We start from the raw sequence: 25,385 nt of genomic DNA on the forward strand, positions 1-25,385 counted from the left end.
AATTTAAGTACGAATAGGTTTCACCTTCATAGCGTTCCACTGCTCATCTACATTAATTTGTTTGGTCGGTTTTAAACGGTAATCGCCTAAAAAATCCCAGTCGTATTCTAAATGAAGTTTTGAAATTTCGCCCTTGGTTGTCTCGTTTGGATAGAACACCCACATTACAGAGCCTTCCATTAATCTGGGGAATAGGGTGAGCATTTGATTAATAAATTCCTCTTTGGTTTTGGAAAATACAATGGCACACTGCACACAAGAGGTAGTGACTAAAGATTCAGAATGTTCGATATCTTTAAAAACAGACGTAAAATTATCTGGTACATTCAGAATGTACAAATCGTCACACTTTTTAAGTTTTAACTTTTCAATGAGTGTTCGCATAACCTAAATATACAAAAAAATGAATTTGAAATGAAACAGATTTTGAATTAGAAATAAAAATGTCTAATCTAAAAAATTAATAAGCCATTCCCTTTTTTTGAGAGGAATAGATTCGTTTTCAATAGCTAACTTTAGGTGGTTTTTGTTTTTTTCTTGCGAAAACAACAAGCTATTGAATTGATAAACGCTTAGACTATTTCTATTTTGCTCTACCAGCTCTAGAATATCACCAGCTTTAACAAAACCTTCTTTTAATACACGTACATATGTTCCAGAATACCCATGTTCAATAAACTGTTTAAGAATATTTTGAGATCCGAATTTTATACCCAGTTTAAAACAAGGTTCCCTCGGTTGGGTTATTTGTACGAGTGCATCGCCAACTTTGTATATATCGCCAATAAAAAGTTGGGTTTCGTCTAAGCCTGAAATTGTTAGGTTTTCACCAAACATGCCCCAATTCCATTCTAAATTTGGGTACAGGTTTTTCCAGTAGGAATAATGGTTTTCAGAAAATAAATAGCAGGCCTTAAATTCACCGCCATGGTATTTTCTATCTGTAACTTCATCATGTTTTACATCATCTTTTCCCAAATAAATAGGTGTAGTGGTCGGTTTTTTGTAAATACCAGTAACCACTTTTTTGCCATTCCAGATGATGGTGGCTGGTTTTGCTATGTTGGTGGAGGTGATTTGCATTGGGTATTAGTTTCTTTGTATCAACTACTACAATTTTTATTTTCTTTTTAGTTCGTCCAGTGTTTTCCCTTCCTTGTTTTTCCACTTAGTCCAACCGTTGGTTGAACGTCCCAGAACAACGCCTCCAGCTGTGCTTGGAGAATTAAAAACATAATCTTGCGTAAACTCGAAGTTTCCATTTCTTTCAACAAGTATTTGGTTTTGAATTAGTTTTTTTCTTAAATTAATCAAATATTCATGACAAGATGGAACGGTGTCTTTTTTTACTTGCGAACCCTTAAAGACTACAAACCCATCGTCAATTAAATCTCCTTCAGCATTTATATTTCGTCCTTTTAGAATTAATAGCTCCTTTGATGTTGTCTGTTCTTTCCCGACTTTTTCGTATACAGGAAAACCTAGGGTTGATAGTAAAATTTTTATTGTGTCAAAGCTGTCTAGTAAATCAGCTTCCATTGATTCCGTAACAAATGGTTTGCTAGGTGCAGTTAAATTTTCTGTTTCATATCTATTTGAATCTCTGGCTTGGTCGATAGCTATGTGTTCAAGGTATTTTGCGTGGGATTTTGTAAATGCGTTAATTTTAGAAATCATAACAACTACATAATTCCAAAACTCTTTCGATCTATTGTGCTGTTTTAGGCGGTCTAGACAATCTTCGGCTTCCCCAATATAAACAATTGGTTTTGCTTTTTCAACAGATTCTCCAAACAGAAAATATATTCCAACATTGTTTAGTTCATTTCTAGATGATACATATTCTAGTTTATTTCTAGGAACTAAAATTGCTTTTACAACTCTGTTTGTTATTTCTGCAATTTTTACACTTCTTGGCGAGCCATCTGGTAGAAATATTTGTATTGTTTGTGGTCTATTCATTAAGATTTATTTTCAAGCTTAAACGAAAATACCCGAAATTTATCACAAATTCAATTATGCAACATAAAAAAGCCACTTCGTTAATAAGTGGCTTAGTTAATGGTTTAATGGCTGTGGTTAATTAACTGCAATCAATTCAATATCAAAAATCAATACCGAACCACCGGGAATGCTTCTGTAATTGTAACTGCCATATCCTAAATGGGCGGGAACCAATAATGTACCACTGCCACCTTCGTTAAAATAGGTAATACCTTCGGTCCATCCGCCAATAACTTGTCGCAAATTAAATGTAATGCCTTCGGCATCACTTTGGTCAAATACGGCTCCGTTTAAGAAATAGCCTTTGTAGGCTAAGTTCACATCGCTATTTACGGTGGGCTGTGCGCCTTCGCCTTGTTCGTCGATAACGTAATAAAGACCAGATTCGGTTTTGGTGGCGTTTAAATCATTTTCTTCAATATATGTTTGTATATCAGCATCGTTTTGCGCCGAATAATCTACTTGTGTTCTGTCGTCGTCATTAGAGCAAGATGCAAGAATAAAAATACTTAGGGCAGCTATTAAAAGGTGTTTCATTGGTTTTAGTTTAGGGTTTGTTATAGAATACTTCATATTAGCTTAATCTACTTTTTTTAAGCGTAGGAGCTCCTGGCCCGCTTCATTGTATAAATAAAGCGCTAATTGTTCTTGTTTGTAACTTGCAGTTTGAGTAATGGCTTGATTAAATTGGTCTGGAAATGTCATATCAAGGCACATTTTGCGTGTTGATGCCAATGGGCCAAAAACAATTTTGTTAGAATCTAAACTTTTAATACTTCCACAATAGTTATTGCACCCGTCTGAACCAAATACTTGCATTTTTGATAAATTGATTTCTAAAGTAGGCGTGCGATTAGCGTCATCGGTGTTGATTTCTTCTGCGTTAATATGTGTCGCCGCCCAAACATCATTGAGCAATATTTTCTTGTCTTGCATTTTTTCTAAAACTTTAACGAGTTCGTATTTTATGGAAGACGCATCGGCTTGAACATCTTTGGGGTCAAGTTGTGTTTCTTTAACTTCAATTTTCTGAATATACCCTGGCTCAAATTTAAAACCTTCGATGACGGCATAAAAAAGATTCCAGTTTTCATTGTTTAAGCCCTCTCCGTTAAATACTAGAAGACATTGCGCTTTTCCAGCTCCGGCGTCGCATTCGGTTTTAAAACTATTAACCCAATAGGTTGCTGTTTTTACGGTATTTTCAGAATTGCACGATACGGTTATTAAGACGGCGATAAATAGTATAGATAGCGATTTGATAATTTTCATATTATAATTTTAGGTTTTATCATAGATGATTAATTCATTGTTTGGTTGCGTTAAGATTATCATAAAAAATGATTCTGACAAAAAAACCACTTTGTTTTTAGCAAAGTGGTTTTTAGTCTTAAAATTAAATAGATTGTATATAGTGAGATTGCCGCACTTCGAGTGCGCTCAGTGCAGACTGCTTTCTCTCAATGACGTTCTATTTTATCATATCGTAGCTGCGCTTAATAAAGTTAGTGAGCTCTTCACCTTTCAATAAGCCTTGTGATAGGCGTGCCAAATCCAAACTTTGGTTTATTAAACGTTCTTGTTTCTTTTTGGTTTTAGTGTTTAAAATTTCACTTACCAATTCGTGGTTTGTGTTTACCACCAAGTTGTACATTTCTGGCATATTGCCCATGCCAAACATGCCACCGCCACCACCGGTTTGTTGCATTTCCTTCATACGGCGCATAAATTCAGGTTGCGTAATAATAAACGGATTGGTATTGCTGTCCATAGCCTCTAACTGCACCATGAATTTTTCAGAAGGAATCACTTCTTTCAACAGCTCGTCCAAGGTTTTCTTTTGGTCGTCATCAAGTTTTGAAATGGTGTTTTCGTCTTTCTTGATTAAATTATCAATATGGTCACCATCAACACGTGCAAACGAAATATTTTCCTTGCTGCTTTCAAGTTTTTGAATAAGATGCGATACAATTGGCGAATCTAATAACAATACCTCGTAATCTTTTGCTTTGGCCGCTTCAATGTAACTATGTTGCGCATCCTTATCAGAAGCATAAAGAATAACTAATTTATCATCCTTATCGGTCTGTTTCGCTTTTATTTTATTGTATAGTTCGTCATAAGTGTAGTATTTACCATCAACTGACGGGTATAGAGCAAAAGCATCCGCTTTTTCAAAGAATTTTTCTTCGGAAAGCATACCATATTCAATAACGATTTTAATGTCGTCCCATTTGGCTTCAAAATCCTCACGATTGTTGTTGAAAAGTGATTTAAGTTTATCGGCCACTTTTCGGGTGATGTAAGATGAAATTTTCTTAACCGCACCATCAGCCTGTAAGTACGAACGTGAAACGTTCAACGGAATGTCTGGCGAATCAATTACACCGCGCAACATGGTTAAAAATTCAGGAACAATGCCTTCCACATTATCGGTTACAAAAACCTGATTTTGGTACAATTGAATTTTATCCTTTTGTATTTGCATGTCGTTAGACAGCTTAGGGAAATACAAAATACCTGTTAGGTTGAACGGATAATCAACATTTAAGTGAATGTTGAATAAGGGCTCTTCAAACTGCATGGGATACAACTCACGGTAAAAGCTGCTGTAATCTTCATCTTTTAAATCGGTAGGTTGCTTGGTCCATGCCGGGTTTGGGTTGTTAATGATATCATCAACCGTTATTTTCTTGTGCGGTTCTTTGGTTTCCTTACCGTCTTTATCGGTAATGGTTGCTGGCTCGTGTTCTGGGTCGTTTATTTCCTTGGTTCCGAATTTAATTGGAATAGGCATAAACTTATTATACTTTAATAAAAGTTCACGGATTTTGGTCTCTTCAAGGAAATCCTTTTCATCTTCCGAAATATGTAAAATGATTTCTGTTCCTCTTTCAGTTTTTTCGGCAGTTTCTAAAGAGAATTCTGGTGAGCCATCGCATGACCAATGGGCAGCTGGTTCGCCTTTATAAGATTTGGTAATGATTTCAACCTTATCGGCCACCATAAATGCGGAATAGAAACCTAATCCGAAATGCCCAATAATACCCGTGTCTTTTCCTGAGTCTTTATATTTATCCAGAAACTCTTCGGCACCGGAGAATGCAATTTGGTTGATGTATTTTTCAACCTCTTCGGCAGTCATACCAACACCTTGATCTATAATATGCAGTTTTTTGCCTTCCTTATCTACTTTAACTTCAATTTTGGGATTGCCGTATTCAACTTTAGCTTCCCCAATACTGGTTAAGTGTTTTAGTTTAAGCGTGGCATCTGTAGCGTTACTGATTAGCTCACGTAAAAAGATTTCGTGATCGCTGTACAAGAATTTTTTAATGAGTGGAAAGATATTCTCTACCGATACATTAATGTTTCCTTTTGTCATGATTTATAATGTTTTATTATTGTTTATGATACGGTCGTGATAGGGCAACAAAAATGCCAATTTAGGAAAAATGACAAAGTGGCATTAAAAAAGCCATTCTGTTTAAAAAATGGCTTTTGAAATTAATTTGTAAGATGGTTTAATCTGTGTCTGAATCTTTGCTTTCCGTATTTTTTAAATACTTTTTAAACCATTGATCCTGTTCCCAAAGCATGTGCAATACGGATTCTTTTGCGGCATATCCATGACTTTCATTTGGTAACATTACCAACCTAACCGGGGCGCCCAAACCTTTTAAGGCATTAAAATAGCGCTCACTTTGTAGGGGGTAAGTTCCAGAATTGTTATCGGCCGCACCATGAATTAAAAGAAGTGGTGTTTTCATGGTATCTGCATGCATAAAAGGAGACATGTTGTAATAAACCCCTGGAGCTTCCCAGTAATTTCGTTCTTCACTTTGAAATCCAAACGGCGTTAGCGTGCGATTATAGGCGCCGCTTCTAGCTACGCCTGCGGCAAATAAATTGGAGTGAGAAAGTAAGTTTGCTGTCATAAATGCACCATACGAATGACCACCAACAGCAACTTTGTTTCTGTCTATATAGCCCAAATTATCGACGGCATCAATGCCTGCTTTAGCGTTAGAAACCAGTTGTTTTATAAAAGTGTCGTTAGGTTCTTCGTCACCTTCGCCCACAATGGGGAAAGAGGCATCGTCTAAAACCACATAACCTTTGGTAACCCAATAAATTGGAGAGCCGTACCATGGGTAGGTAAACTCATTAGAGTTTTTTGTGTTTTGGCCAGCACTACTCTTATCTTTAAACTCTTCGGGATATGCCCACATAATCATTGGGTATTTTTTACCAGATTTATAATTGGTAGGCAAATAGAGTGTGCCCGATAATTCTAAACCATCATCACGTTTGTATTTTATAATTTCTTTATGAACGTCTTGTATGCTTTTAAACGGATTTTTAAATTGAGTTAATGGCAATGGAGCAATACGTTTCTTTATGTTTTTAATATAATAATTGGGGAATTCGTTTTTAGATTCTATTCTGACCAATATTTCACCTTTTTTCATATTCAACGCCATTGAAATATCTTCAAGTTTATCGGTTAAGGCTGATTGATACAATCGAGAAATTTGTTTGGTATTTAAATTCATTTGGTCAACAAAAGGGAACTTCCCCGTGGCACTATAGCCATCACCAATTAAATAGGCGTTGTTTTTAATGATGTCTAAAGTATAACGACCAAACTCGTTTCTTTCGGTAACAAAACGTCCTGGGTCGTTGTAAACATCTTGGTAGTTTCTGTCTGAAATAATTTCAGGTTTTTTTTCGCTGTCCGAAGGGTTAAATAAATATGTTTTTAGGTTCCTCGTATTCCACCAATAATCGTAGGCAATTGCCGTTGTTTCATTGCCCCATTGGATTTCGTAAAAGCGATTGATAGTTTTAAACAAAGCTTCGGGTTTTCCGTTAAAAGGTGCTTCTAATTGAAATATTTCATCTCTAAATGGTACTTCTTTTTCGGCATCACCTTGGTCCAAAGCTTCAGTCCAAACTAGGGTAGCGGGTTTATCGTCGCGCCAAGATACAGCCCGCTTTCCTTTTCTAACAGACATGAAGCCTTTAGGTAAATCTTCAATTAGAGGCACTTCTAAAAATGCATTTACTAAGTCGCTGTTCGTATTGTATATATTGGTTTTTGAAGGAAATCTTGAATAAGGCACCAAATAGGAAAACGGTTTTTCAATGGTGGTAACCATAATATAATTTCCATCTGGTGAAAATGAAACGTTGCTGTACAAATCGCTTTTCATCCAAGGCGTTAAATTTCCATCTAAATCTACTTTTTGCAATTCTGAGAGTACCAATTGTTCAAAATTATGCTCGTCGGTTTTGTTTTTTAATAAATCTTGATAAGTTCTATTTTGCGCTTTTTTTCCAGCTTCACTTATTGAAATAGTTGGCCCAACCGGTACAGCAGTTTTCGTGTCAATAAGCTCTTTTCTGTCTTTCGAAAGGGTTTTTATAAGTAATGAATTATTGTCTTTAAACCAGTAAAAGGGGATTGCAGTATTGGCATTAAGGTTATCAACTGTGATTTTTTTCACTGATTTTAATTCAATGTTTAATATCCAAAGTTCTACACCATTTAGCGTAGTATTGGTAAAAGCCATCATTTTTTGGTTGGGCGACCAAGAGAAATTGGCCAATCGTGGATTGTCTGGTAAACCAGAAACATTTGTTTCATTTCCTTTTCGCCCCAATCGCACTTTTATATTGTTGTAATAACGTTGCCTGCTATTTATATTGGTTTTTGGATTGATTCTAAGGCCCCCCAGTCTCATTTCCTTTTCTGATAGGGTTTCAATACTTTTAAATTTACTGCGGTATAAAAACACAATGTTTTTCCCATCACTGTCAATCCTTATTGATGGTGCTAGTGGCGCTTCAGCCAGTTCTAAAATTTCATTGGAAGGCTTTTGGTAAGTTAAATTTTCCTGTGAAGGCAGGAACATAGCACTCAACAGAAAGCCAAAAAGAAATATTTTTTTCATTTTATTGACTTTTTAATGTAGCTAAATTTATATAAATATAAAAGCAATAGTTACTAAAGGAAAGTTAAATAGCTCAATTTACTCTTTTTAAATGATGTTGTTTTTTGATTTTATTAAATATGGTTATCTTGTATACACAAAAAAAGGTGAGTTTAATATGTATAATTCTAAAATTATAGGTTTAGGCAAGTATTTGCCTGATAACGTCGTAACTAATCATGATTTGTCCAAGTTGATAGATACCAACGACGAATGGATACAAGAGCGGACAGGTATAAAGGAACGCCGGTGGATTGAAAAAGGGAGTAAAGATACCTCGGCTGTTATGGGCGCTAAAGCGGCAAGAATAGCCATTGAACGCTCGGGATTGACCAAAGATGACATTGATTTTATTGTTTTTGCTACCTTGAGCCCAGATTATTATTTTCCTGGCTGTGGTGTCCAAGTTCAGGATCTACTTGATATGCCAACAGTTGGTGCCTTAGATGTTCGTAACCAATGTTCTGGATTCGTTTATGCCATTTCTGTAGCCGACCAATTTATAAAAACGGGCATGTATAAAAATGTACTTGTAATTGGTGCAGAATACCACAGTAACGGTTTGGATAAAACAACCCGTGGTAGGGGTGTTACGGTTATATTTGGTGATGGTGCTGGGGCATGTGTGCTTTCAAGAGAAGAAGATAATGCCAAAGGTATTTTGTCTACACATTTGCACAGTGAAGGGAAATATGCCGATAAATTGATGGTTGAAGGACCAAGCATTGCACATTGGGTACCTGAAATTTTAGAAAACCCTGAGGATACTTCTTATTTCCCGTATATGGATGGAACATTTGTATTTAAACATGCCGTGGTTCGTTTTAGTGAAGTGATTGTTGAAGGCCTGAAGAAAAATGGGTTGCAAAAGGACGATATTGATATGCTTATTCCTCACCAAGCCAATTTAAGAATTGCACAGTTTATTCAGAAAAAATTTGGACTTAAAGATGACCAAGTATTCAATAATATTATGAAATATGGTAACACTACCGCGGCATCGGTAATTATTGCACTTACCGAAGCGTGGGAAGAGGGTAAAATTAAATCTGGTGACAATGTAGTTCTTGCCGCTTTTGGTAGCGGTTTCACTTGGGCCAGTGCCATAATAAAGTGGAGCTAACAGGTGTTTATCATTAAAAAATCGAAAACCCCAAAAACTTTTGAATTTTGGGGTTCTCTAGCTATTAATCAACTTCAACTAACACTAATGTGAAGAATCTTAAACTGTTAGACGTAAAAAAGTCAAAATTATTGCATAACATGTTGATATTTAACGTTTTTTAACAGAAATAAAAGCTCGAGACTTGCGCTTCGAGCTTTATTATACTAATCTTTGAATACGAATTTGAAAAATGTGTAGATGACTAACTCTAAATAATTATTATTCGTTTTTTGGCTAGATTGTATGCGTTGTTAACGTAAGTAATTGGTTTTTATTGTGTAAGCTGTGAATTTTTGTTGATTTATTTTGAAGTGAAGGAATCTTTAAAATTCGACTTATTGATTGTGGGATTACTTCGAAATTAAATTTCTCGTAATAACGTTTTCTTACGTTTATACCCTATAGAAATCCGCCACCGCCAGATTCTACGTTGTCATCTCTTTGTTTACGGGATTTTGCTCTAAACTTACCACCTCCAAATCTATATGATAATCCAACATTCCAAGTATTGCTTTCCCAGTTAAAAGCTCCAACTTGCACAAATGGTTTTGAACCGTTAAAAGCAAATTCCATGGTGTCGAAAATATCATTGTAATTAAAACTCAATGTGCCTTTGCCTTTATCAAACCCAATACGGGCGCCTAAGTTTACAAAATACATGGGCTTTCTTTCAAATTGTAAACCTTTATTTTTTCCTTGATAAAAGCCAAATGCAGTTAACGAAATGCTTTTGCTAAAACTGAAATTATTGTACATCCTAAAATTCCAAGCTACGTTATCAACTTCATCTACTTTGGTTTCTATATCATTAACTGTAGCGGTTTCAATGGGAGCAGTAAGGTTTTCAGCAATACCTTTATTTACTTGGGAGTATAAGTCGAAACTGGAATTAATGTTCCACCATTTTGTTGGTCGATAGTTTGAAGAAAGTTCAAAACCGTATGCAGAAACGTCATCAAAATTATCGTGTGTTAAGATAACACGCCCTGAATTAACATCGGTACGGTCAATAAACAAGGCTCTGTTAATATCGTCGCTAATTCTTCTATAAAAAATGCCGGCAGTTACCGTGCCTTTTCTGTTATTCAAAGTGCGAGTGTAATTGGTTTCAATAGAATTAGTAAACTGTGGTCTTAGGTTAATGTTTCCATACGACGACACTAGGGGTGTGCTCCATTCTTTTATCGGGTTAACTTGCCCAATTCCTGGGCGGTCCACCCGTCGGCTATAACTTAACTGGTATGAATTCTTTTCAGAAGGGGAGTAGGTTATAAAGGCAGATGGATAAACTTGAATATAATTATTTTTAAAAGTTTCAGTGCTTTCTGCTTCAGAGGAAAGCGCCACAGCGTCTTCATTTACATTTTCAGCACGGGCACCAACTTGGTACGACCATTTTCCAATTTCTTTTCTGAACGTGGCGTAAATGGAGTAAATATAACGAGTATAATCAAAATTTGTGCTAGGAGTAAGTCTTAATACGCCTTGGCTATTAAAAGACTCTCCAGTTGATGCATACGCAATATCAGAATTGAACAAACGTGTTTGTAGTCCTAATTCTAATTTTGAAGTATCTGTAAGGGGATTTACATAATCTAGATTTATGGTAGTGCTTTTTCTTTTGGTATCATTGAAATCTTTGTAGTTTTTATTAGAACCTAAAAGGAAAATGAAATCTGCTGGCCTGTTATCGTCAAAGTCGTTATAATCAACCTCCAATTCAATGTTGTGGCCGTCTTTGGAAAAATCGCGTTTGTAGTCAAAATTGTATTGTGATGAGCTGTTGTCGCTTTCTGATAAAAAAAGCTGGCTTTGGTTAAATGATGTATCATTATAAAAAACAGCATCCGTTTCGCCAGTTGTACTATTTACTGAAGGATTTTGTGTAGTGAAAACTGAGAATGTGTTTTTCTCATCCAAATAAAAATCCATACCTACCTTAAACAAATGAGAGTTCCTTTTTTCTAAAAATTTAAACATTTGCTCAGAGTTGTTTTCAGGTCGCCTTATTAATCCGCGGTTTCTGTTTTTTGCTATGTTGTTGCTGTAGCTGCCGTAAAAATTGAATTTTCCATTTCTGTAATTCATGTTCAGAGCACTATTAAATTTAGCTTCAATTTCGTGCGTTAGCCCAATACTGAAATCGCCATTAAAGCCCTGCATCGTGTTTTTGTGCAGAACAATATTGATGATACCACTCATGCCTTCAGGGTTATATTTTGCCGAAGGGTTGGTTATAAGCTCAATAGATTTTATGGCTGTTGACGGAATTTGTTTTAGCAGTTGTGCCGTAGGAATATTAGAAAGTTTTCCGTCAACCATAACCCTAACATTTTGGTTTCCGCGTAAGCTTATATCTCCCGATTGTGCATCAACACTAACGGACGGAATGCCAATCATGAGCTCTGATGCGCTCCCTGTGGCGGCTAAATCTTTGCCAATAGTAATGACTTTTCTATCTACTTTTTGTTGAATGGTTGAGGTTTCGGCAATAACGGTAACTTCGTCTAAACCTTCAGCTTCTTCTTCAAGAAAAATTTGACCTAATTCTGTCTTGTAATTGCCTTTTCCTATGGTGATATTTTTATTTATGGTTTTGTAGCCTATATATTGAATACTCACTACCAGATTACCTTCTTCAATTTTTTCTATTAGAAATTTACCATCTTCAGAAGTAATGCCGCCGGTAATGGTTTTTCCCGAAGAATTTTTTATAATAACGTTTACGTATGGTAAGGGTTGTTTTAAAATGGCGTCTAAGACAGTTCCTGAAACGGAACCTGTTTTTGCATTTTCAGGATCGGGGATTTTGGTGTGTGCCTTAACTGAGATTGATAATAATAACAGGCACAAAAAGATAACTCTTTTCATGTGATTTGATTGATTTTTTGATTGATGATTATAAAGTAGACGCAGAGTTTTAATTCTTGTTACTATATTTAGAAGCAATTAACAACATTTTAACATATGAGTTATAAAACCTTGGTATTGGGTGCCTCATTAAAACCAAATAGATATTCTAATTATGCCATTCAGCGATTGCTGGCAAATCAAGTTGAAGTCGTGGCAATAGGGCAAAGGAAAGGAGAAGTATCTGGTGTGAGAATTGATACGGAACCAGTTGCTTATGAAGAAATTCATACCGTTACGCTATATTTAAATCCGAAAAGACAGCGTGATTACTACGTATATATAGTTTCGCTAAAACCCAAGCGTGTCATTTTTAATCCAGGAACTGAAAACCCTGAACTTTATAAAATTTTGAAAGAAAACAATATTCCTTTTGAAGCAGCTTGTACTTTAGTGCTGCTTTCTACGAATCAATATTAGCCCCAGAAATGTTAGCAGGCCATTGATAATGAGGATTTCAAAACCTATTTGGTAACCGTTTAATAAATCAACCGAATATTCATTTATCAAATAAGAAAGTATTGGTGCAACAATGGCAATTATCCAAACGTATTTGTCTTTTAGCTGTTGTTTGGTGAAAATTCCAAAAGCGAATAATCCTAATAGGGGTCCATAAGTGTAACCGGCTGCCTTGAATAATTCCCAAATAACCGATACATCTTTAAAAATAGCATCAAAAAGAATGATGACTATAACCAATAAGATGCTAATAAAAACGTGGGTTCGCTTTCTGATTTTTTTCCGAATTTCCTTAGGTTTTTTATCCAGTTCAATGATATCAATACAAAAAGAAGTGGTTAAAGACGTTAATGCTGAATCTGCGCTCGAATAAGCAGCCGCAATCAGACCTAATAGAAAAAAAGCCGAAGTCATAATGCCAATTTCAGGTAGCATGGCAATAGTAGGGAACAAATCGTCTTTCTTGGCAGTAATGCCATGTTGATTAGCATACTGTGTTAATAACAGTCCTAAAACGAGAAAAAGAATATTTACAAAAATCAAAACTACACTAAACGACACCATGTTTTTTTGAGCTTCCTTTAGGTTTTTGCAGGTTAGGTTTTTTTGCATCATATCTTGATCCAGCCCTGTCATGGTAATGGTAATAAACATACCGGCAAGAAAACTTTTTACAAAATATTGGGCATCATTAACGTCTCCCAAGAAAAACACTTTACTCATGCTGTCTTGTTTCACGTTATGGTAAATTTCAGAAATACTGTTCAAGTCCAATGCATTGGCAAGAAATATGATGGTAACTACTACTGAAATCAACATAAAAAGCGTTTGTAGTGTATCGGTAAAAATGATAGTTTTTATACCACCTTTAAATGTATATAGCCAAATTAAAAGTATGGTTATAATCACGGTAACCGTAAACGGAATGCCATATTGGTCGAATATTAAAAGCTGCAGAACTTTTGCTACCAAAAAAAGTCTAAATGAAGCGCCAACGATTCTAGAAATTAAAAAAGCAACGGATCCCGTTTTGTAGCTTACATTGCCAAAACGGTCTTTTAAATAGGTATAAATTGAGGTTAAATTAAGCTTGTAGTAGATAGGTAGCAGCACGTAGGCGATAACCAAATACCCGAAAAAATACCCAAAAACCACTTGCAAATAGCCAAATTGTTTGGTTTCAACGGCACCCGGAACAGAGATAAAGGTAACTCCAGATAGTGATGCGCCTATCATTCCGAAGGCGACCAGATACCAAGGTGCAGATTTGTTGGCTTTAAAAAAAGCATCGTTACTGTCTTCCTTTCCAGTAAAATAGGATATCAAAATTAAAACTGCGAAATAGGCAGCAATGAGCAAAAGTATTTGAGTGGCCGACATAAAATCTTATATTTAATCAGCCAAAATACAAAATATGTTAAGCCTTCAAAGCTATTTAATTGAAAAGAATCTCCCGACGCCAAGCCTCGGGTTTCGGTTGAAATTGTTTTTCCGCGAAAACGGAAATCAGATAAAAGAATTTTAATTTACGCACTTAACAGGTTACTTAATTACCACTAATAATGCCATGATTTTACTCGGTGAACATAGGGTCAAGAAATCCTTTTATCTATTGAATTTGCGTCAAAAAGTGTTAAATTCGCGATCATGGAATTTTCTTCAAAACTTTTAGAACGTGCCGTTAACGAAATGTCGCAATTGCCTGGTATAGGTAAACGAACGGCTTTACGTTTGGTATTGCATATGTTAAGGCAGCCCAAGGAACAAACCACGGCTTTGGCCGATGCCTTAAAAACCATGCGCCAGAATATAAAGTTTTGTAAGTCGTGCTATAATATTAGTGATGTAGAGTTGTGCGAAATATGCGCTAACCCTAACCGTAATAAAGAAATCATTTGCGTGGTTGAAGACATACGAGATGTTATGGCTATTGAAAACACTAGTTCTTTTAAGGGGATTTATCATGTATTGGGTGGAAAGATTTCGCCCATGGACGGTATTGGTCCGCACGATTTAAATATTGAACCTTTAGTAAACAAGGTAAAGTCTGGGGGAATTAAGGAGCTTATTTTTGCTCTGAGTTCAACCATGGAAGGCGATACCACTAACTTTTATATTTACAAGCAAATCCAAGGATGTGATGTGTTTACAACAACTATTGCAAGAGGGATTTCGGTAGGCGATGAGTTGGAATATGCTGATGAAATAACCTTGGGAAGAAGTATTGTTAATCGTGTGCCTTTTGAGGCATCATTGAAATCATGACAAAATAAACCAATTTAATAACTAAGAAAACTAAATTTAATCTAAACCTCTTTTAAAACTTTCTTTTTGAAACTTTCAATTGTCATTTTAAACTATAATGTTCGCCATTTTCTTGAGTTGTGCTTGAGAAGTGTCAGTTCAGCTATTTCAAATATTGAAGCTGAAATTATTGTAGTGGATAATAATTCTGTAGACGACAGTTGCCAAATGGTAAAAGCGTTTTTTCCAGAGGTTAATCTCATTGAAAACAAGGAGAATTTAGGGTTTTCAAAAGGAAATAATGTTGGCGTAGCCCAAGCCATAGGAGAGTATCTATGTGTTTTGAATCCAGATACTATGGTGGCGGAAGATACATTTGAAAGATTGTTGGAGTTTGTAGAGTCCAAATCAAAAATGGGCTTAGTAGGCTGTAAGCTCATTAATGGTGGTGGGGTGTTTTTACCGGAAAGTAAGCGTAATATTCCTTACTTAAAGATAGCGGTAAAAAAAATATTGGGCAATTCGGCTGAGTATTATGCTAATCACTTGAAAGAGAATGAAGTTGGGAAAGTAGATGTTTTAGTGGGCGCTTTTATGTTTTTAAAGCGCGATGTTTATAACGAAGTACGCGGTTTTGACGAAGATTATTTCATGTACGGTGAAGATATTGATTTGTCGTATAGAATTTTAAAATTGGGTTATGACAATTACTACTTCGGCGAATTAAGCGCTATTCATTTTAAAGGTGAAAGTACGCTGAAGGATAAATGGTATGCCAAAAGATTTTTCGGCGCCATGCAAATATTTTATTCCAAGCATTTTAAGAGGAATATTTTATTTGACTTGTTCGTGTGGCTAGGGATTAAAATGGCTTATTTTTTCAGGAAAGTAAAATCAGAAAAAGAAAAAAATGTAAATGTTTATGCTTTTGTTTCTGACAAAATGGATAACAGAATAGAAGAAAACTTACCTATTCTGCCTAGTTTAAAGACACTTGGGTTTGATTTCAAAAATGGCACAGAAGTTATTTTTGATGCAAACCACTTAGCATATAAAGAAATTATTAAAACCATGGAGAATAATTTCTTGAATAATAAATCACTTACTTATAAAATCCTGCCTAACGATTCAAATTTTATGGTTGGAAGTGATGATGGTTACAGCCGTGGTGAAGTTATTGAGTTGGATTAGTTTTATTGATGATAATTTAAAAGAAACATAGTTTTTTAGTAATTTTGAAAAATAAATTAAACAAAAAAGCTATTACGTTGTAGATATGGCAAAATTTGAACTGAAATTACCAAAAATGGGAGAAAGTGTTGCGGAAGCAACCATAACATCCTGGCTTAAAGATGTTGGTGACGCTATTGAAATGGATGACCCTATTTTGGAAATAGCAACAGACAAGGTTGATAGTGAGGTGCCTAGTGAGGTTGATGGCGTTTTGATTGAAAAGTTTTTTAATGTAGATGATGTGGTTCAAGTTGGAGAAACCTTGGCCATAATTGAAACTGATGGTGAAGACGATTCAGTTTCGTCAGAAAACAATGAAAATGAAGTTGAAGAAGAGGAAGTTGCTGAACAGCTTACCCAAACCATAACAAAAGCTAAGGAAACGGTTGCGCCGGCAATTTCCAGTAGTGAAAGATTTTATTCACCATTAGTAAAAAATATAGCAAGACAAGAAGGTGTTTCACAACAGGAACTGGATGGTATAAATGGGACTGGTAAGGATGGTCGTGTTACTAAAAATGATATTCTATCTTACATTGAAAATAAAGGAGGAAATCAAATCCAACAAAGTCAAACTACCAAAGCCCAGCCAAAGCAAACACCAGAGGTTAAGAAAGTAGTTTCAGAAAAGCCAAAACAATTAGCGCCTCCTGTTGTTTCTAGTGGGGAAGATGAAATTATTGAAATGACGCGAATGGGGAAATTGGTAGCGAACCATATGATTGAATCGGTTCAAACCTCGGCGCACGTTCAGAGTTTTATTGAAGCTGATGTTACCAAAATCTGGAACTGGCGGAAAAAAGTAAAAGATGCATTTTTTAATCGTGAAGGCGAAAACCTAACATTTACGCCCATTTTTATGGAGGTTGTTGCGAAAGCTTTGCGCGACTACCCGATGCTGAATATTTCTGTTCAGGGTGATTCGGTAATTAAAAAGAAAAATATCAATATCGGTATGGCGGCTGCTCTACCAGATGGCAATTTAATCGTACCCGTTATAAAAAACGCTGATCAGCTAAACTTGGTGGGCATGACCAAACAAGTTAACGATTTGGCCAACCGTGCCCGACTTAACCAATTAAAGCCAGATGAAATTCAAGGTGGAACTTATACGGTTACTAACGTTGGTTCGTTTGGGAGCATTATGGGGACACCAATAATCAACCAGCCACAAGTTGGAATATTGGCTTTAGGAGCCATTAGAAAAGTACCTGCGGTAATAGAAACACCTGAAGGCGATTTTGTTGGTATTCGCTATAAAATGTTCTTGTCGCATTCTTACGACCACCGTGTGGTAAATGGAGCGCTTGGCGGCTTATTTGTGAAGGCCGTTAAAGACTATTTAGAAGCTTGGGATACTAATAGAGAAATTTAAATGGCTTTTAAAGGCCAGAAGAATCCAGACACCAAGGGTTGGGTTTTTTATATACAATAGAGAAAATTTTAAAAATGCAATTAAACCTCACCAAACCCATCTGTTTTTTCGATTTAGAAACAACCGGTGTTAATATTACCAAAGACCGTATTGTAGAAATTTCGGTTCTTAAAGTTTTTCCCAACGGAACAGAAGAAAGCAAAACGTGGTTGGTCAATCCAGAAATGCCAATTCCAAAAGAGGTTACTGCCATACATGGTATTACAGACGAAAAAGTAGCTAATGAGCCAACCTTTAAAGAATTGGCCAAAGAAGTCTATAATATGATAAAGGATTCCGATTTGGGCGGGTTTAATTCCAACCGGTTTGATATTCCGTTGTTGGCAGAAGAAATGCTGAGAGCAGATATCGATTTTGACATGAAAAACCGATTAGCTATCGATGTTCAGACTATTTTCCATAAAATGGAACAGCGCACCTTGAGCGCAGCCTATAAGTTTTATTGTGATAAAAATTTAGATGGTGCCCATAGTGCCGAGGCCGATACCAATGCAACTTTTGAAGTGCTTAAGGCACAGTTGGAAAAATACGATGAACTGGAAAACAATACCAAATTTTTGGCCGAGTTTAGCTCACGAAAAAAGTTTGCCGATTTTGCCGGTTTCATTGCTTTTAACAAAAATGGTGAAGAGTGTTTTTCTTTTGGAAAGCATAAAGGGAAATTAGTGACCGAAATACTAGAGAAAGAGCCTGGATACTTTGGTTGGTTGCTAAATGCCGACTTTCCGCTTTACACAAAAAAGGTGTTAACGGCTATCAAGTTGAGAAATTTTAATAATAAGTTGGGGTAGGTAAAGAGTTTTAAGCTAGAAGGCGGAAGAACGAAGTTGTTATGTTTACGGAGAACCCGTTTACTCAAGGCTGAATACTGAACGCTGCGGACTGACCCGCGTTAGGGATTTCAGTGAAAAGCACGCAGCGGAGGCACGGAGCAAGAACTTGTAACGAAAAGCCCGACCTCCCGATAGCTATCGCGAGAGGAACGCCCAAATTAAAATAGATTTTATAGCTTTGTGTTTTTGCAACTTTGCGAGAAAAAATATAATATGAAATTAATATGCATAGGTAGAAACTATACCGAGCACATAAAAGAACTTGAAAACGAAAAACCTGAAGAACCTGTCCTGTTTTTAAAACCAGACACGGCGATTTTACTTAAAAAACAGCCCTTTTTTATTCCGGATTTTTCAAACGAGGTACATTACGAGGTTGAGGTTTTGGTAAAAATCAATAGAGTGGGTAAGTATATCGATAAAAAATTTGCTCATAAATATTACAACGAAATTGGTTTGGGTATTGATTTTACGGCACGTGATCTGCAAAGTCAATTAAAAGAAAAAGGACTACCTTGGGAAAAAGCTAAGTCGTTTGACGGAGCTGCCGTGATAGGTAGATGGATGCATAAAAATGAGTTAGCAGATTTAAACCAGTTAGCATTTTCGCTAAAAAAGAACGATAAAATTGTACAAAACGGAAATACTAGTCACATGCTTTGGAAAATTGATGAATTAATAGAATATGTTTCGAAATATTTCACTTTAAAGATAGGAGATATTATATTTACAGGAACACCTGCTGGTGTTGGTAAAGTGGAGGCAAACGATAAATTAAATGGATTTATAGAAAACGAAGAAATGTTTTCAATAAGAATTAAGTAAATGGAATTAAATTATAAACTTCATAGGGTAAGAGAATTAGCTGATAACGATGAGGATTTTGTCAAAACATTGGCTGAAACATTTTTGGAAGAAGTTTCTGAGGATGCGGACCGATTGAAAAAAGCTGTGGCAGAGGAGGATTATCATAATGCTTACCAAGCTGCCCACAAAATGAAACCAACCATTGATTTGTTTGAACTTGGTGTACTTGATACGTTAATTGAAGTGCAAGATTGGGGCAAATTTGAAAAGCGTGATATGGATATCACGAAAGAGTTGGAAATTGTACTTTCTGCTGTTGACAAAGCTTTAGCCGAAATTAAGTCTGATTTTAAATTGTAACTATGCTAGCCGAAATCATCACCATCGGCGACGAACTTCTTATCGGTCAGGTAATTGACACCAACTCTGCATTTATTGCAAAACAGCTCAACAAAATTGGGGTGTCCGTTCATCAGATTACTTCTATTCAAGATGATAAAGAACATATCTTAAAAACTTTAAGCGAAGCTGAAAATAGAGTAGATATCATCATTCTTACCGGTGGATTGGGACCAACAAAGGATGATATAACCAAAAAAACAATTGCTGAGTATTTTAACGACACACTTGTACAGAGTGAAGCCGTTCTTCAGAACATAGAAACGATTTGGCAGCAACATGTCAGGACCAAATTACTCCAAGTCAACAAAGATCAGGCCTTAATACCATCAAAATCGAAACCACTGATGAATAGGTTGGGCACAGCGCCAGGCATGTGGATAGAAAAGGGAGAAAAGGTATTTATTTCGCTTCCGGGTGTACCTTATGAAATGGAAGCGTTGATTCATAATGAAGTCATTTCACGCTTAAAGGAAAAATACCATTGCCCCTATATTTTACACAGAACACTTATGGTTTATGGTCTTGGAGAGAGTTCTTTGGCCGAAAGAATAGAACCATGGGAAAATGCTTTGCCTAAACATATAAAATTGGCATACCTGCCCAATTTGGGACAAATGCGTTTGCGGTTATCAACAAGAGGTTTCAATGAAATCGAGTTAAAAAAAGAAGTCCAGGACCAGATTGATAAAGTTATTCCTTATATCAAGGACGAGTTTGCGGGTTTTGAGGATGATGAAGGCTCGGTTGAAATCGTAATCGCTAAGCAGCTCACCAAGTTAGGCAAAACATTATCTATAGCCGAAAGTTGTACCGGTGGAGCCGTTGCTGAACGTTTTACAGTCAACTCAGGGGCATCGGCATTTTTTAAAGGTGGTGTAGTAACCTATGCTACCCAATCAAAAATTAATATTTTACAGGTTCCAAAAACACTAATAGACGAATATTCGGTGGTAAGTGCTCAAGTTGTAGAATCTATGGCCAAAAAAGCTTTGGAACTTTTTCAATCTGACTATGCTATAGCAACAACAGGTAACGCTGGGCCAACAAAAGGCGATTCAGATGCCGAAGTTGGTTCGGTATTCATTGCTATAGCTACAAAAAACAAGGTGTATTCTCAAAAATTTAACTTCGGTAATTTACGCTTAAAAGTCATAAATAAAGCGGTAAATAAGGCCCTTGAAATGCTTCTAAAAGAAATTTTTAAAAATTGATAAAATTTAGGTTGGCATAATATAAAGAATTTGTATATTTGCACCTCGATTTTAAGCAACAACGAATTTAAAGTTATATAGAATGTCAAGAGTTTGTGAACTTACAGGAAAGAAGGCTATGGTTGGAAACAACGTGTCTCATGCATTAAACAGAACTAAACGCAAATTTAACGCGAACTTAGTGAAGAAACGTTTCTACATTCCAGAAGAAGATAAATGGATAACTTTAAAGGTTTCGACATCTGCTTTAAAAACTATTAATAAAATAGGTATTTCTGCAGCAATTAAAGAAGCAAAATCAAAAGGATTTTTAAAATAATAGCTGTATTTAATAAGTATAAGACATGGCAAAGAAAGGCAACAGAGTACAAGTAATATTAGAGTGTACAGAGCACAAGGAGTCTGGACAACCAGGAACTTCAAGGTACATTACTACCAAAAACAAAAAGAATACGCCAGATAGAATGGAGATTAAAAAATTCAATCCTATTCTTAAACGTATGACAGTTCATAAAGAAATTAAATAATTAGTGGTTTTAATAAAACCCACCAAATACCTATAGGTCATGGCAAAAAAATCAGTAGCATCATTACAAACAGGATCTAAAAGATTAACAAAAGCAATAAAAATGGTAAAGTCTCCAAAAACAGGAGCTTACATGTTTGTTGAATCTATAATGAGTCCAGAACAAGTAAACGACTTTTTAAGCAAAAATTAAATTTTGCTTCTCCAAGATATTATAAGCTGCTTTCATTTAGAAAGCGGCTTTTTTTATTTTATATTTGAAGCTTAACTGACAGATTTTCAGAAAGTGATTCAATGGTAAGAAAATTGACGGTTAAAACTAAGTAATCAACCAAGAAGCAAAATGAGTTTTTTTAAAAAAATATTTTCCTCAGAAAAGAAAGAAACCCTCGATAAAGGGTTAGAAAAGTCTAAAACCAGTTTTTTGGGCAAGCTGAGTAAGGCTGTAGCTGGAAAATCTAAGGTAGATGATGAGGTCTTAGATAATCTTGAGGAAGTTTTGGTAACTAGCGATGTTGGGGTTAACACCACTTTAAAGGTTATCGAACGTATTGAAGAGCGTGTTTCAAAGGATAAATATTTGGGTACGGATGAATTAAATCAAATTCTTCGCGAAGAAATAGCAGCTTTATTAAGTGAGACCAATTCTGGAGAAGAAACAGAATTTACCATACCCGATTTACCAAAATTAGAAGATGGTAAAAAAACACCGTACGTGCTTATGGTTGTTGGTGTTAATGGTGTTGGTAAAACGACTACCATTGGTAAATTAGCATATCAATATAAAAAGAAAGGCTTAAAGGTGGTTTTAGGAGCTGCTGATACCTTTAGGGCAGCTGCTATAGATCAGCTTCAAATTTGGGCAGATAGAGTAGATGTGCCCATGGTACGACAAAATATGGGTAGTGACCCAGCATCAGTGGCATTTGATGCGTTACAATCTGGAGTTACGCAAGACGCCGATGTAGTTATTATTGATACGGCAGGACGCTTGCATAATAAAGTCAATTTAATGAACGAGCTAACAAAAGTTAAGCGCGTTATGCAAAAAGTGGTTGGTGATGCACCGCACGATGTATTGTTGGTGCTAGATGGTTCTACCGGACAAAATGCTTTTGAGCAAGCCAAACAGTTTACTGCAGCAACGGAGGTGACCTCATTGGCAGTTACAAAATTAGATGGAACAGCCAAAGGAGGTGTTGTTATTGGTATCTCAGACCAGTTTCAAATTCCTGTTAAATATATTGGAGTAGGAGAGGGCATTGAAGATTTACAAGTGTTCAATAAGTTTGAATTTGTAGATTCTTTTTTTAAATAAAATCCCCAATTCTTTTTAAGATTATGAAAAAAGCGGTTTCAATTTTTATGCTCTGCTTTGTTGTTTTAGCCGAAGCACAAATATCGAATTTAACAAGTCTTGCTTCTGGGACGATGCAGATGTTCTCGCCAATTTATGAGCAAAATAGAGATGTTTATGGCTATTTTTCGCTTTACAAATTAGACAAGATAAGTGAAAATGAAGAAAAGTATGAATATGTAATTTTAGACAAAAACCTGAATAAAGTTGCTAATGGTGAGTTTATAGATTCGTATTACAAAGGGATATTTTCACGGTATTATAGTCCAGAGAAAATAAACGGTAATTTAATGATTACCAAGCGTTATGCTAATCTCAGTGGAACAATTTTGTTCACATCAACGAGGTTATTACAACTTGATAATAATAACATATTAGCACCTTTTTATTTTGATAATTTTGCCCTTCAAGAAGGTTTTAGAGATGCTAATTCTCTAAAGAAGACAGAACGAAAAAAAGCTTTTTTTAATGTTCCTATAGGTACAAATAATGGTTACGTGGTAGTTGAGGCGCAGAAAAAGAAAGGAAAGGAAAACCCAACATCCATTCAATTTTATAATTTGAACCACGAAAAATTATGGGATTACAGTTTTGGTGAAAATGGTGAAAATGCAAAGTATAGTTTAATGTCTTTTGAGGATTACGTAATGTATTTCGATTATACTAAAGCGGCATTTAGGGAAAATTCGGTTGAAGTTTTACAAATAGATTCCAAAACAGGTCAAAAGAATTTTGAATATAGGTTGGAGGACGATAGCTCGGAATTCAGCTATGGTTATACCATAAAAAAAATTGATGATAGAACGATTTTAACAGGCAAAATTAGTCTCTATAGACCCACTGGGTATAACACTAATGGTGCTGTGGGTTTGTTTAAAATCGTATTGGACAAAGAAGGAAAGGAGATTTTTAAAAAACACTTTCTATGGGAAGATGCCAGTAAGTTTATTGAAATGAATGATAAAGGTAAAATGGAAGCTGGTTATAAGTTGTTTGTTCATTCATATTTTGTTTTTAATGATGAACGCATAGCCGTCTTATCTGAGAAATTTAAAACAGCCCAAAATATTTTATGGGGCGCTCATTTTAAAACAGAAGACTTTGTATTATTGTCTTTTGATAAGGATTTTAACCTTGTTGAAGCCAATACAATAGAAAAGGGAATGACGAAATTTTCCAATTCAGATTTGTTGTTCGCCCAATACCTTAACAATGAAAATGATGCTGTTTTCTTTTATAAAGACTATCAAAAAGATTCCGAAACAAAAGAGAAAAATTGGGTTTTGGGGATAGTTTCATACGTAAATGGTAAAATTAAGCATGAAAGAATACCAATGTCGTCCGACGACTTTTTTATTCATCCCTACATTGCAAAAGAAGGTTATGTTTTGCTTAGGGAGTTTAACAAAAATTCTGATTTCGACAAAATCAGACTGGAACGCCTTAATTTAAACCAGTAACACCCCCATAATAGGTGGCAATTATTTTAATTTCATTTAAGTTTAAATTCCAGATAAAGTTTAAAAATCGTTGGTAACTCTGACTTTGTTCGGCAGGTGCAATTCTGTCTACATACCTGTTTAATTGATATTTCTTTTTGGCATCATAAATAGCATTGAAATTAATGCTTAGCCATTTTTGGAAATAAGGGTCGTCGTAATTGTCTTCTAAGTGTTTTAAAATCAAATAGGTGCTTAGGCCATATTCATTCAAATAAAATAGATTTTCGGCATAAGCCAAATTCGCAATGCGTTTTAAGTCTTTAAATGTATTATTTACGGTTATATGTATATTGCTGTCGTTTAATTCTGGAAAAGTAGATTGTAGTTTGTCGATTCGCTGTTGAACTTCAGGATGGTCTTGTATAGAATCCAAGTCTATTTTTTCTTTATAATTATCGTAATTGTAAACTCCAAAATCTTCGCGTTCAGTCCATGCTTTTTTAAACGGCTGTTCCGGTAAATCAAACACTTTTTTATATGTCGCAGAGTCTAGTACAATTGCAGGAACAGAATCATATTTTTTAAGTTTTAATAATGCATTTATATACTCTGTTTTTGAAGCGCCTGTATTTTTGTAAAGTAAATACCCTAAAGAGTCTGCTTCAACCTCATTTTTTCGTTGCTTTTCTCCATCTTCATATAAAAGATTTTTTAACATGTCGAAAGACCGAGAGCCTCTATTGAATTTTTCGGCTTTTATAGACCTATATAAACCAGAGTTTTTGGCTAATACAGAAATATTCAATTTGGCTTTACTTTCAATGCTTCTTTTGGTATGCTGCAAAACTTCATGGGCAGCTTCATGGGCCATAATGGATAATAATTGTTGTTCATTGTCTAGAAAAGAAAACAAACCAACGTTTAGAATAATTGACCCATTGCCAATGCTAAAGGCATTTGGAGAAGGGGTTTTGGCTAAAAAAAGGCTTATTTTTTTTTCTTTTACAATTGGGTTGTTTTGTGCTAGCGTACTAAATAAACTGTCGGAGTAATTTTCAAAACGTTCTTGGAATAAGAACTTTTTGTTTTTTATGAGTTCTAAAAATCTATTCTGCGATTCTTCATAAAAACTTAACACCTCTTTTCTGAGTTTTCCTTTGTAAGACGATTTTATTTCTTTGGTGAAAATTTCATTTTCACCTTCTATTTTAGAAATTAAAAGTTTGCGTTTGTCGTAATCAGTAGTGTCTATTAATTGGTGGTTTTGAGAAAAACAAGCAAAGTAAGAGCAAAGAAAGACGCAGCAATAGAAATATTTCATGGATTTGGTTTAAGTAATAAATGTAATTAATTATTTTTAT

The 25,385-nt window shown here is 35.4% G+C and carries 24 protein-coding genes; 14 read left to right on the top strand and 10 right to left on the bottom strand.

Features of this window, described 5'->3' with window-relative positions; all coding sequences use genetic code 11:
* Positions 1–3: 3 nt before the first annotated feature.
* The 7 genes from ACIEHO_RS04305 to ACIEHO_RS04335 form a co-directional block, all read right to left on the bottom strand.
* The gene (locus tag ACIEHO_RS04305; protein ID WP_406969018.1) at positions 4–384 is read right to left on the bottom strand and encodes a hypothetical protein; all 381 of its coding nucleotides are present in this window, start codon (positions 382–384) and stop codon (positions 4–6) included.
* 63 nt (positions 385–447) lie between these two features.
* A complete protein-coding gene (locus tag ACIEHO_RS04310) occupies positions 448–1,083 on the bottom strand; it encodes an MOSC domain-containing protein (protein WP_406969020.1) in 636 nt (211 codons plus the stop codon).
* Between the two features lie 36 nt (positions 1,084–1,119).
* Complete coding sequence (locus tag ACIEHO_RS04315; RefSeq protein ID WP_406969022.1) at positions 1,120–1,962, bottom strand: GIY-YIG nuclease family protein; 843 nt, start codon at positions 1,960–1,962, stop codon at positions 1,120–1,122.
* Between the two features lie 117 nt (positions 1,963–2,079).
* Positions 2,080–2,541, bottom strand: coding sequence for an FKBP-type peptidyl-prolyl cis-trans isomerase (locus tag ACIEHO_RS04320; RefSeq protein WP_406969024.1), 462 nt, complete (start codon positions 2,539–2,541; stop codon positions 2,080–2,082).
* A gap of 42 nt (positions 2,542–2,583) precedes the next feature.
* Positions 2,584–3,276, bottom strand: coding sequence for a DUF4377 domain-containing protein (locus ACIEHO_RS04325; protein WP_406969026.1), 693 nt, complete (start codon positions 3,274–3,276; stop codon positions 2,584–2,586).
* Between the two features lie 199 nt (positions 3,277–3,475).
* Complete coding sequence (htpG, locus tag ACIEHO_RS04330; RefSeq protein ID WP_406969028.1) at positions 3,476–5,389, bottom strand: molecular chaperone HtpG; 1,914 nt, start codon at positions 5,387–5,389, stop codon at positions 3,476–3,478.
* A gap of 139 nt (positions 5,390–5,528) precedes the next feature.
* On the bottom strand, positions 5,529–7,961 hold the full coding sequence (locus tag ACIEHO_RS04335; protein ID WP_406969030.1) for an alpha/beta hydrolase family protein: 2,433 nt from the start codon (positions 7,959–7,961) through the stop codon (positions 5,529–5,531).
* A gap of 157 nt (positions 7,962–8,118) precedes the next feature.
* On the opposite strand from ACIEHO_RS04335, the gene ACIEHO_RS04340 reads away from it, so the two are divergent.
* Positions 8,119–9,123, top strand: coding sequence for a 3-oxoacyl-ACP synthase III family protein (locus tag ACIEHO_RS04340; protein ID WP_406969032.1), 1,005 nt, complete (start codon positions 8,119–8,121; stop codon positions 9,121–9,123).
* A gap of 441 nt (positions 9,124–9,564) precedes the next feature.
* On the opposite strand, the gene ACIEHO_RS04345 is transcribed toward ACIEHO_RS04340, so the two are convergent.
* Complete coding sequence (locus ACIEHO_RS04345) at positions 9,565–12,036, bottom strand: TonB-dependent receptor domain-containing protein (protein WP_406969033.1); 2,472 nt, start codon at positions 12,034–12,036, stop codon at positions 9,565–9,567.
* A 96-nt stretch (positions 12,037–12,132) separates the two neighbouring features.
* Here ACIEHO_RS04345 and ACIEHO_RS04350 point away from each other — a divergent pair, with 96 nt between their 5' ends.
* Positions 12,133–12,495 carry a CoA-binding protein gene (locus tag ACIEHO_RS04350; protein ID WP_406969035.1) on the top strand — a complete coding sequence of 121 codons (363 nt, stop codon included), beginning with the start codon at positions 12,133–12,135 and terminating at the stop codon, positions 12,493–12,495.
* On the opposite strand, the gene ACIEHO_RS04355 is transcribed toward ACIEHO_RS04350, so the two are convergent.
* Entirely contained in the window at positions 12,466–13,914 is a 1,449-nt protein-coding gene (locus ACIEHO_RS04355; protein WP_406969037.1) for a sodium:solute symporter, read from the bottom strand. The two genes, ACIEHO_RS04350 and ACIEHO_RS04355, sit on opposite strands and share 30 nt — an antisense overlap.
* A 267-nt stretch (positions 13,915–14,181) precedes the next feature.
* On the opposite strand from ACIEHO_RS04355, the gene recR reads away from it, so the two are divergent.
* The 12 genes from recR to ACIEHO_RS04415 all read left to right on the top strand — a co-directional run bounded on the left by recR (position 14,182) and on the right by ACIEHO_RS04415 (position 24,042).
* Positions 14,182–14,799, top strand: a complete 618-nt coding sequence (gene recR / locus ACIEHO_RS04360; RefSeq protein ID WP_406969039.1) for a recombination mediator RecR — start codon at positions 14,182–14,184, stop codon at positions 14,797–14,799.
* Positions 14,800–14,865: 66 nt separating this feature from the next.
* The gene (locus ACIEHO_RS04365; protein WP_406969041.1) at positions 14,866–15,969 is read left to right on the top strand and encodes a glycosyltransferase family 2 protein; all 1,104 of its coding nucleotides are present in this window, start codon (positions 14,866–14,868) and stop codon (positions 15,967–15,969) included.
* A gap of 85 nt (positions 15,970–16,054) precedes the next feature.
* Entirely contained in the window at positions 16,055–17,386 is a 1,332-nt protein-coding gene (locus ACIEHO_RS04370; RefSeq protein ID WP_406969043.1) for a dihydrolipoamide acetyltransferase family protein, read from the top strand.
* Between the two features lie 74 nt (positions 17,387–17,460).
* Positions 17,461–18,237, top strand: coding sequence for an exonuclease domain-containing protein (locus ACIEHO_RS04375; protein ID WP_406969045.1), 777 nt, complete (start codon positions 17,461–17,463; stop codon positions 18,235–18,237).
* Between the two features lie 255 nt (positions 18,238–18,492).
* The gene (locus tag ACIEHO_RS04380) at positions 18,493–19,104 is read left to right on the top strand and encodes a fumarylacetoacetate hydrolase family protein (RefSeq protein WP_406969047.1); all 612 of its coding nucleotides are present in this window, start codon (positions 18,493–18,495) and stop codon (positions 19,102–19,104) included.
* Positions 19,105–19,446, top strand: coding sequence for an Hpt domain-containing protein (locus ACIEHO_RS04385; RefSeq protein ID WP_406969049.1), 342 nt, complete (start codon positions 19,105–19,107; stop codon positions 19,444–19,446).
* Positions 19,447–19,448: 2 nt separating this feature from the next.
* On the top strand, positions 19,449–20,699 hold the full coding sequence (locus ACIEHO_RS04390; RefSeq protein ID WP_406969051.1) for a CinA family nicotinamide mononucleotide deamidase-related protein: 1,251 nt from the start codon (positions 19,449–19,451) through the stop codon (positions 20,697–20,699).
* A gap of 82 nt (positions 20,700–20,781) precedes the next feature.
* Entirely contained in the window at positions 20,782–21,018 is a 237-nt protein-coding gene (gene rpmB / locus ACIEHO_RS04395; RefSeq protein WP_406969053.1) for a 50S ribosomal protein L28, read from the top strand.
* 25 nt (positions 21,019–21,043) lie between these two features.
* Positions 21,044–21,226 carry a 50S ribosomal protein L33 gene (gene rpmG / locus ACIEHO_RS04400; protein ID WP_072351243.1) on the top strand — a complete coding sequence of 61 codons (183 nt, stop codon included), beginning with the start codon at positions 21,044–21,046 and terminating at the stop codon, positions 21,224–21,226.
* Between the two features lie 39 nt (positions 21,227–21,265).
* A complete protein-coding gene (locus ACIEHO_RS04405; protein ID WP_406969055.1) occupies positions 21,266–21,418 on the top strand; it encodes a DUF4295 domain-containing protein in 153 nt (50 codons plus the stop codon).
* A 150-nt stretch (positions 21,419–21,568) separates the two neighbouring features.
* Positions 21,569–22,543, top strand: coding sequence for a signal recognition particle-docking protein FtsY (gene ftsY, locus ACIEHO_RS04410; protein ID WP_406969057.1), 975 nt, complete (start codon positions 21,569–21,571; stop codon positions 22,541–22,543).
* 23 nt (positions 22,544–22,566) lie between these two features.
* Complete coding sequence (locus ACIEHO_RS04415; RefSeq protein WP_406969059.1) at positions 22,567–24,042, top strand: DUF6770 family protein; 1,476 nt, start codon at positions 22,567–22,569, stop codon at positions 24,040–24,042.
* On the opposite strand, the gene ACIEHO_RS04420 is transcribed toward ACIEHO_RS04415, so the two are convergent.
* On the bottom strand, positions 24,026–25,345 hold the full coding sequence (locus tag ACIEHO_RS04420) for a M48 family metalloprotease (RefSeq protein WP_406969061.1): 1,320 nt from the start codon (positions 25,343–25,345) through the stop codon (positions 24,026–24,028). The genes ACIEHO_RS04415 and ACIEHO_RS04420 overlap by 17 nt on opposite strands.
* Positions 25,346–25,385 lie beyond the last annotated feature (40 nt).

It is taken from the genome of Flavisericum labens (assembly GCF_045446075.1).
In the GTDB taxonomy this organism is placed as follows: domain Bacteria; phylum Bacteroidota; class Bacteroidia; order Flavobacteriales; family Flavobacteriaceae; genus Flavisericum; species Flavisericum labens.